This window comes from Lonepinella sp. BR2271, assembly GCF_051851515.1.
GTDB lineage: Bacteria > Pseudomonadota > Gammaproteobacteria > Enterobacterales > Pasteurellaceae > Lonepinella.
The window spans coordinates 1-8,473 of the sequence record NZ_JBPDVF010000018.1; the positions used below are offsets into that span (position 1 = coordinate 1).

The 8,473-nt window shown below is 43.0% G+C and carries 7 protein-coding genes and 1 pseudogene; 1 reads left to right on the forward strand and 7 read right to left on the reverse strand.

Annotated features, from left to right (window positions below; genetic code table 11):
• On the forward strand, window positions 1-57 hold a 57-nt coding region (locus ACTG7X_RS10900; protein WP_439258471.1), incomplete at its 5' end, for an IS3 family transposase.
• A gap of 55 nt (window positions 58-112) precedes the next feature.
• Here ACTG7X_RS10900 and ACTG7X_RS10905 read toward each other — a convergent pair.
• From ACTG7X_RS10905 to ACTG7X_RS10935, 7 genes and pseudogenes are all read right to left on the reverse strand, one after another.
• Entirely contained in the window at window positions 113-4,513 is a 4,401-nt protein-coding gene (locus tag ACTG7X_RS10905) for a hypothetical protein (protein WP_439258472.1), read from the reverse strand.
• 84 nt (window positions 4,514-4,597) lie between these two features.
• Window positions 4,598-4,801, reverse strand: coding sequence for a hypothetical protein (locus tag ACTG7X_RS10910; RefSeq protein ID WP_439258473.1), 204 nt, complete (start codon window positions 4,799-4,801; stop codon window positions 4,598-4,600).
• Window positions 4,802-4,911: 110 nt separating this feature from the next.
• Complete coding sequence (locus ACTG7X_RS10915) at window positions 4,912-5,106, reverse strand: hypothetical protein (protein WP_439258474.1); 195 nt, start codon at window positions 5,104-5,106, stop codon at window positions 4,912-4,914.
• Window positions 5,107-5,218: 112 nt separating this feature from the next.
• On the reverse strand, window positions 5,219-5,461 hold the full coding sequence (locus tag ACTG7X_RS10920; protein ID WP_439258475.1) for a type II toxin-antitoxin system Phd/YefM family antitoxin: 243 nt from the start codon (window positions 5,459-5,461) through the stop codon (window positions 5,219-5,221).
• A 64-nt stretch (window positions 5,462-5,525) separates the two neighbouring features.
• Window positions 5,526-5,876 carry a hypothetical protein gene (locus ACTG7X_RS10925; protein ID WP_439258476.1) on the reverse strand — a complete coding sequence of 117 codons (351 nt, stop codon included), beginning with the start codon at window positions 5,874-5,876 and terminating at the stop codon, window positions 5,526-5,528.
• A gap of 35 nt (window positions 5,877-5,911) precedes the next feature.
• On the reverse strand, window positions 5,912-6,223 hold the full coding sequence (locus ACTG7X_RS10930) for a hypothetical protein (protein WP_439258477.1): 312 nt from the start codon (window positions 6,221-6,223) through the stop codon (window positions 5,912-5,914).
• 203 nt (window positions 6,224-6,426) lie between these two features.
• Window positions 6,427-8,473, reverse strand: a pseudogene (locus ACTG7X_RS10935) (hypothetical protein); the annotation flags it as partial.

Sequence of the window (8,473 nt, forward strand, 5' to 3'; positions counted from 1 at the left end):
CAGTTAAAATTAAAAGGACTGAGTCCGATACAATATCGTCGTCAGTCCTTGATGTAAGTGTCTAACTTTTTGGGGTCAGATCATTCCCACCGCGTTTTTTCGTTAACTCAGATTAAACCACATTCAAGCCTTGTTGAACATACACATACAAGTTGTCGTAACCTGTTACGCTGTAAATGTCGTAAACGTTGTTGAACTCGGAAACTTCGGTTTGACCGGTTGAAACAAAATTCTCGTCAAGATCAACGGTGTTGCCTTCACCGCTACTACCGATACGGAAGATGTGTTTACCATCTTGTCCGATTTCAGGGTCTACGTTTATATTGCCATCATCTAACAAGTCGCTTAATGCCACGGTTACCTTGTTGTTGTCACCGGTGATTTTCACGGTTTCAACTGACATTGGCGTGCTGGAAATATCCGCAAGCACATAGGTTTGATCTGTACCTGTGAAGATTAACGTATCCACACCGTGTCCCATATTGATTTGGTTGCCGGTGCTGCTATATAAGCCGTTATCCGTACCGTATTCAATGCTGATGGTATCATCATTAACAACCGTGCTTGCCGACTTCCCGCCGTCAATATCATCGTTAATCACACCAAAATCAACTACGCTGTCTTTCAAGCCTGTGGTAATAATGGTGTTATCGCCTTTGAATGGGACGACTTCATTGGCGGCCCAGTCAATATACTCTTCATTATGTGTATCAGCCAGAACAATCGTAGAATTCAGAATCATACCTGAATAATCCACTTCGCCTGTGCCGCTGCCGGTTAAAATGGTGTCATTGCCTGCGCCTAAGCTGATCATACTGTTGTAAATCGCGGCGTTTGTCGCCTCTTTGGCAAGATCTTTGTCACTTGTACCTTCCACAACTAGCGTGTCATCGCCACCAGTACCATCACCAGCGACATTGTCAAACACCACTTCGGCATAGCGCATTGAGCCGCCGGTGGTTTCTTTGGCTGCAGCTGTTACACTTGGGGTAACCAGCGTTGAGCCTTCAGTTTGGGTGAAGCTGTAACCTGTGGTTGGGTTAAAGTAGAGCTTGACATTTGGATTAGATGCGCCGACCCAAAGCAAGTCTGAGCCTTCCCCGAATCTCACCCCTGCACGTACGGTATAGCCAGTAGCACCAGCCGAGGTGAAACCATCGCTGAAGTCAATTAAGCCGTCTGACGACGTGGTATTTGGTGCACCACTAATGTCGCCGTGAACGATAACCGCATTATTCGAAGTGTGATCAGCCATCTGAATATTAACATTGTCATTTGCTGCACTGCTGATCATATCACCCGTTATCACATATTGGCTATCTTTTTCATCATTTGCTACTTTAAGTCTTGTTCCCGTCAACGGCGTGCCATCTGATGCGGTACCGTTAAAGCCTTCACTCTCAACAGTTACACCATTTGCCTCCCAAGTTTCCTTATATTTTGCTAAGGTATCTAGTTTGTAATCCGCAGAATCATCAGGAACTGCGCCGGCACTTTCCGAATCGGCTGGCGTGAAGTAGTCTGGGTTAGGCGCGGCTTCAATAATTCTACTATAACCAGATTCAGTGCCGTCGGAAATTTCTGAGTGAGCCTTCACTTCGGTGCCGTCTGCAACTGCCGTAGCCGCAATCCGTGCGTAGTCGCCCGCGCTGAGATCGGTAATATCAGGGTGATCTGATGACCAAGTACCGTCATTGTTATTGGTGAAAGTGATAACGTCTTTCTCATCTGTCTGTTCATTGGTGTAATCCACGGTCACTTTAACCATATTTTCAGGCAAGTATACCAAGACTTCACCGGTGTTCAAAGCACGCAGTTCCGGAATAACTGGTTCATAGCTTTTAACTAATTCGCCAATCGGCATTACGTCAGTTGAGCCGTCCAGATAGGTGATAAGCAAACCTTCAGCCGTCCATTTTGGTGGATTAGCTTCATTGTTTAACGCATCCATCACATCTTGTTTGGCAATGTTTTCTTCACGCAGTTTTAAGGCTTCCACAATGCGTGCGGTTTCTTCTGCATTTTTAGCGGTTTTTTCCCAATCTCTCGGATAAACCACTGGCTCACGGGTGTCTTCCACTTGATTAGGATATGCTGCCTCTTTGTTGTTCAGATCGGTTGGATCTACGGTTGCCGAAATCGCCAATTTCACCACTTGATCTAGCGGAATAAGGTCTGTAGAGCCGTCGCTATAGGTAATCAAGATTTGATCTTTTCCATTTTCATCTTTTTGCCATACTGGCGGAACGTCTGTGCGGGTTAATGCCTCAAGCACATCTGGATTATCATTCACTTTTTTCAGTTCTTCAATGACTTTTGCTTGGTCGTCTGGCGTTAGCTTTTCTGTATCTAACACTGGAATACGCGTATCGACCGAAGGATCGGCATCTGGATCGAAGAGATCGACAGGGTCAGTGTCTTTTGTGATTTCGTTTTTCACTAATTGATCTAATTTAATGGTGTCTTTTGAACCATCTGCATAGGTGATCACTAGCCCTTCTTCCGTCCACTCTGGTGCGTTGTCGCCTGTCGCATTTAAGGCATCAATGACGTCTTGTTTACCTGCGTTTTCTGAGTTTGCTTTTAACGCTTTAATTACGTTCTCTTTATCGGTGTCTGTTAAAGCTGAATCATCTTTCACAATCACTCGGGTATCCGCGCCTGTAGTTTCATCTAACAAGTCTGTCGGATCGGTTTCTTTGGTGATAAAGTCTTTCACTGTTACATTTGGCGAAATCTCATCAGTTGAGTCGTCTGTGTAGGTTACTGTTACTGTACCGTCATCAGCCACTGTTACTGTTTTGATTTTGTCCGCAATATCAGGGTTCGCATCACGTACCGCTTTTTCCACCGCAGTTTTTTCAGCATCAGTTAAGTGTTCTTTGTTCTCAACTGGCGTTGCTGCTGGGTTGTTTGGTTGCGTGTCAGTGGTGATTTTCTCTTTAATCAATTGGTCTAACGCGATTTCGTCTGTTGAACCGTCTGCATAGGTAATAACAAGTTTGCCATCTTCCCATTTCGGTGCCTTGTCGCCAGTCGCATTTAACGCGTCAATGACGTCTTGTTTACCTGCGTTTTCTGAGTTCGCTTTCAATGCTGCAATGACTGCCGCTTTGTCGTCGTCAGTTAAGTTCGCATCATCTTCTACAACAACACGGGTATCTACCGCTGGATTTTCACCGTCCGCTTCTTTGTATAAGTCAGTCGGATTCACGTCAGTGGTGATTTTCTCTTTAATCAATTGGTCTAACGCGATTTCGTCTGTTGAACCGTCCGCATAGGTAATAACAAGTTTGCCATCTTCCCATTTCGGTGCGTTGTCGCCTGTCGCATTTAACGCGTCAATGACGTCTTGTTTGCCTGCGTTTTCTGCATTGGCTTTTAACGCTTCAATCACTGCCGCTTTTTCTGCGTCAGAGATATTCGCATCATCATCAACAAGAATACGTGTATCTTCCGCTGGATTTTCGCCTTCCGCTTCTTTGTATAAGTCAGTCGGATTGACATCAGTGGTGATTTTCTCTTTCACTAATTGGTTATAAGGAATCGTGTCAATTGAGCCATCAGGATAAGTAATGACTAAACCTTCCACCGTCCATTCTGGTGCTTTGTCGGTGTTGTTTAAGGCCGCGGTGACTAACGGATCGTTAGCATTGCTTGCATTCTCTTTCAATGCTTTAAGCACGTTCGCTTTGTCATCATCCGTTAATTTTGTGTCGTCTTCAACGATTACACGGGTATCCGCGCCTGTAGTTTCATCTAACAAGTCTGTTGGATCGGTTTCTTTGGTGATGAAGTCTTTCAGCGTGACAGCCGGTTTAATGGTATCGGTTGAATCATCTGTATAAGTTACGGTCACTGTACCATCATCCGCCACGCTGATGGATTTGATTTTGTCCGCAATATCTGGGTTCGCATCACGTACCGCTTTTTCTACTGCAGTTTTTTCGTCAGGTGTTAAGTGTGCTTGGTCTTTCACTGGCGTTGCTTCCGGGTCATTCGGTTGCGTGTCAGTGGTGATTTTAGGCGTAGAAGAAGAACTCCCGTTGCCGCCACTGCTGGCAATGGCAGCAATGCCGGCAATGGCTGCTACGCCGGCGGCGACCCAACCCCAATGTGGTACCCAACCGGCAATAATGGCTTCACCGCCTAAGACTTCGGTGGCGAGCATGCTGTCATTTAGCGCGGCAATGGCACTGGCTGATTCGCTGTTGGCGGGGATGTAAGGGTAATATTGTCCGTTTTCGGCCAAGCCTTCAATTAAGGCGGGATCCTTGTAATAATCCGCGATAATTAAATCTTCATCTTGTGAATCTTTGAAGATGATATGTAAATCGTCGCCAACGCGTTTGCTGACGATCTGTTGTGGTGCGACGTTGGTGTCTAAATCGAGCAGTTCATAAACCGCGGTGCCACCGACGTGCTGAATTTTTACCGCTTGATTAGCGACATTTTTGGCAACTTCAACGCTTTGCGTGTTGCCTTGGGTTTTAATTTTGAGTAAGACTGTCATAAAAAGTTTTCCTAGTTTGAGTTGTTCATCATAAACATAATTTAAAGAATTTTTTCAAGCATTTTTTCAATCATTTATTTCAAATCATGAAAAACGGGGAAATACATTAACAGCAATCGCTGCCAAGGTGTTTTTGGGGATTGAAAAAGGGATAGTTGAGATCGACAAAGGGAAAAGGTACTTGCCCAAAGGGAAATACTTTTTCCAATATGCTTGCTTGCTTGCTTGCTTGCTTGCTTGCTTGCTTGCTTGCTTGCTTGCTTGCTTAGGATTTTGTCTTTCGATCATAAAGTTTGTCAATGGTTTTTCGACTAAATTTTATTAAATTGGGTTAAAGATCCTTGGATTGTACACTGATTTTTTAGTGTGATCAATAAATTTGCTTAAAAAACGGCTGTTTATAAATCTTCGTTGATCAAAAGCGCGGTGTATTTGAGGTCTATTTTAAATTCAGCGCTATAATCAATATCAATAAGTGCATTTTCAGCAATGGGGAACATATAGGCAAAGCGGATAGTTGATCGGTGTTCATTGGCGATTTTGACTTTAAAATCAGTTTGGCGTTTATGGTCGCTCACCCAATTAGGTAGCACTTATGGTAGCTTACACCTATTTAAGTAGCACTTATGGTAGCTTACACCCAAATCATTCAAACCATTAAGGCTCGTTTGATGTGTTTATAATAAGGTAATTAGAGGGGATTTGTCAATCACGTTTTTGTGCTAAGCCAGCACGATAATCTTTCATTGCTTGTCTTAAACGTTTCGCATTTTCCTGACTGCTTAGCAAATACAGCGTTTCCATTAAACTGTCATAATGTGATTGACTCATCAGCACCGCATTTTCCGCATTTTTACGGTGAATAATCACAGGCTCAACATCATCAATCGCCATATCAATCACACTTTTTAAATTATTGCGTGCTTCGCTATAGGTTGCAATATACATAATTTCATCCTTACTTTTCCCTATCTTAATTGTAGTAACAGTATTAGGTAAAGCTGTTAATCTATTACTCCAAGTAATCCTTTGTAGGTAAAATAAATTCACCTTTAGCATTGTAGTGTGGTGTTACATCTACTAAGGTAATATGGTTTGGTTTATCCCATATAAAGTGTAATACATAATCTGATGTGTAGTAAGTATGGTATCTACTCTTTTCATATTTAGGAATACCTAAATGGTAATGCCATAATCTGTAGTATTTAGCATACTCATATCCAGCAGTATTTGGTTTCCAGGATTGAGTAATCTTACCTTTGTATTTACTAAAGTCTTGTAAACCAAAGTATGTGTAAATTTCTAAGAATTGAGTTATAGCTAGTTTTTGGTCTTCAGGGTAATAATCCATCTCTGACTTCATCTTACTCGCTATATTAAATGTATACTTTGGTTTCATTAGCTTTTAAGCTCTGATGTTCTATTAAAGAGAGCTTGATAAATATCATCAAATGTTGGATTGTCAGGTAGTTCAATTTTAACACTATCACAATCCATCATATAATCCATACGTTCCCAATCTATGTAACCATCATAGTAGTCAGCTCTTTGTCTTGCGTCATCAAAGAATACTTTCTCCTGCTCTGGTGTAAGTTCAATACCTTCATCTACTAAGCTATGGATATACTTAATATCTAAAGTATTAGATACACTTGGTTTGATTGGTTTGTATGTTGCAGTATTGGTCATAAAACCAAAATATTGGGCCATGATAAATACTCCTTATTAAACATGGTTTGTAAATTGTAGCATAATTATATTTTAGAGTGTATTCTCTCCGCTATAGTACATTAAAAATAACGCAGATTCAAATCCCAAGTGCGACATTACCCCCGCCATTATTACACAAAAAAACCGCCCCTCACCTAGTAACTTAGGTGAGGGGCGGTTTGGGGGTTAGCGTAACGCTACGATTAGATTACCGTGAAACTTTGTTCCACATAAACCAACAAGTTGTCGTTTCCAGAGACGCTATATACGTCGTATTTTGCGTCGTCTTGGTCAACGATGACTTGTTCGGTTTTGGTGAACTTGCCGGTTTCTAAGGCCACGCTGTTGTCTGAACCTTGGTCTACAATGCGGAATACCGCTTTGCCGTCTTGTCCGATTTCAACGTTTGTGCTGGTTAAATCGCTTAACGCCACGGTAACCGTATTGCTTGAGCCTTGAACCACAACGATTTCTGCAGACATTGGCGTGCTTGAAAGTTCGCTTAGGTTGTAGTTGTAGTGGTTGCCGGTAAAGACTAAAGTATCGATACCCTCACCTAAGTTAATCTCATTGTCTTTTGATGAATACACATCCCATTGTGCGTAATCAGTGCGAGCATTACTTGTACCGTACTCAATGCTAATCACATCATCACCCTTGCCGGTTAAGCTGATATGTGAGCCTTGAATACCTTCCGCCGTAATGGTGGTTTGGCCGTCCACACCGCGGTCAGTAATCCAAGATTCCACAATCATGTGATTGTATGAATTGTTGGTGCCTTCGTTGCTGCCATCTACCACAATATGGTTCAAGCCGCCGCCGACATCTACAAGGCTGTTATAAATCGCCGCATCTGTTTTTTCGGTTTTTTCAGCTGTAAAGCCTTCCACGATTAAGTGGTCATTGCCTACACCTAAAATAATCTCGGAGCTTGCAATATTACCACCTTGACCGTTGGTTAAGTCAGACTCAGCCACTTTGCTTGCTAGTGCACCAGTGTATTCAGTTGAACCTTCTACTGGTTTCAAATGGTAAGTACCATCTTCTGCACGGTAGTAAACCTTAGTCGCAGTATTACTTGCACCGACCCAAACTAAGTCGTCGCCACCAGCTGTGTTTACACCTACTGCCGCATAGCGGTCAGCACTCATCGTTACATCATAGCTGGTACGTGTTGCTGTTCCTGACAAGCCTTTGATTTGACCTTCAATCACCAAGGCGTCATCAAAAGTATCATACCCTGGGGTTGTATTTGATAGCGGTATCATATTGATGAACATACCAAGTCCCGTATTATTCACGTCGCCTAAGTCACCACGTAGGATGTAGGCGTCGTTGCTCGCATCTGGGATATCACCATGCTTTTTCGCATCCGTCCAGATTTGCAGAACTTTATCACCGCTGTACGTGTTATAAGTAATTCTCGATGCTTGATTATTTGTATTGGTTCGGCTATTACCCGTACCACCCCATTCTTTATAGGTTTCGTACATATTCAAATTATTATTTGGTGCAGCAGTGCCATTTAGGGCATTGCTGGTAGAACCAGCTGAATAAGCGAAATCACCACCGACACTTTCTGCACCACCGACATAGGTATATTGAAGGTCGGTATCCTTGAAGTAGGTCGGATCTGCCAAGGCTGTTTCAGTCACTCCAGTCGGAGACTCATCACTACTTTTTGATACGGATTTTGCAGTGACATCTTGACTGTCTTGTACGCTGTTAGCATGTAAAACCGCATAACCGCCGTTTGTTACGCTAACGTCAGGAGAATCAGATGTCCAAGTGCCATCACGATTAGAAGTCAAGGTAGCCGTTTTGTCCGCACCTGTTTCATCTTTGTAGGTTACTTTCACTTGGTGCATATCTTCCGGCATATAGATCAATACGCTACCGTCTTTTAATGCACGAAGCTCCGGATCTACCGGGTCTTGGTGTATGGCTTTTAGCGTTGGCGTAATCTCGTCAGTTGAATTGTCGGTATAGGTTACGGTTACTGTTTTACCGTCGTCCGACACAACAACGGATTTAATTTTGTCGGCAATATCAGGGTTTGCATCAAGTACCGCTTTTTCTACCGCTTTTTTGTCTTCTGGCGTTAAGTGGAACGGGTCGGTTATCATGATATCTTCAGTAGGGACTGTTGGTTCCGTATAGTCTGCGATCGGAATCACGCTGACAGCCTTGGCAGGCTCAATAGTGTCCGTTGAATTATCTGGATAAGTCACGGTGACTTCACCATTATCC

Coding starts and splice junctions, on each gene's coding strand:
- ACTG7X_RS10920 (WP_439258475.1), bottom strand. CDS start 5,461: ATGTATATTGCAACCTATAGCGAAGCACGCAATAATTTAAAAAGTGTG.
- ACTG7X_RS10925 (WP_439258476.1), bottom strand. CDS start 5,876: ATGAAGTCAGAGATGGATTATTACCCTGAAGACCAAAAACTAGCTATA.
- ACTG7X_RS10930 (WP_439258477.1), bottom strand. CDS start 6,223: ATGGCCCAATATTTTGGTTTTATGACCAATACTGCAACATACAAACCA.
- ACTG7X_RS10905 (WP_439258472.1), bottom strand. CDS start 4,513: ATGACAGTCTTACTCAAAATTAAAACCCAAGGCAACACGCAAAGCGTT.
- ACTG7X_RS10910 (WP_439258473.1), bottom strand. CDS start 4,801: ATGATCGAAAGACAAAATCCTAAGCAAGCAAGCAAGCAAGCAAGCAAG.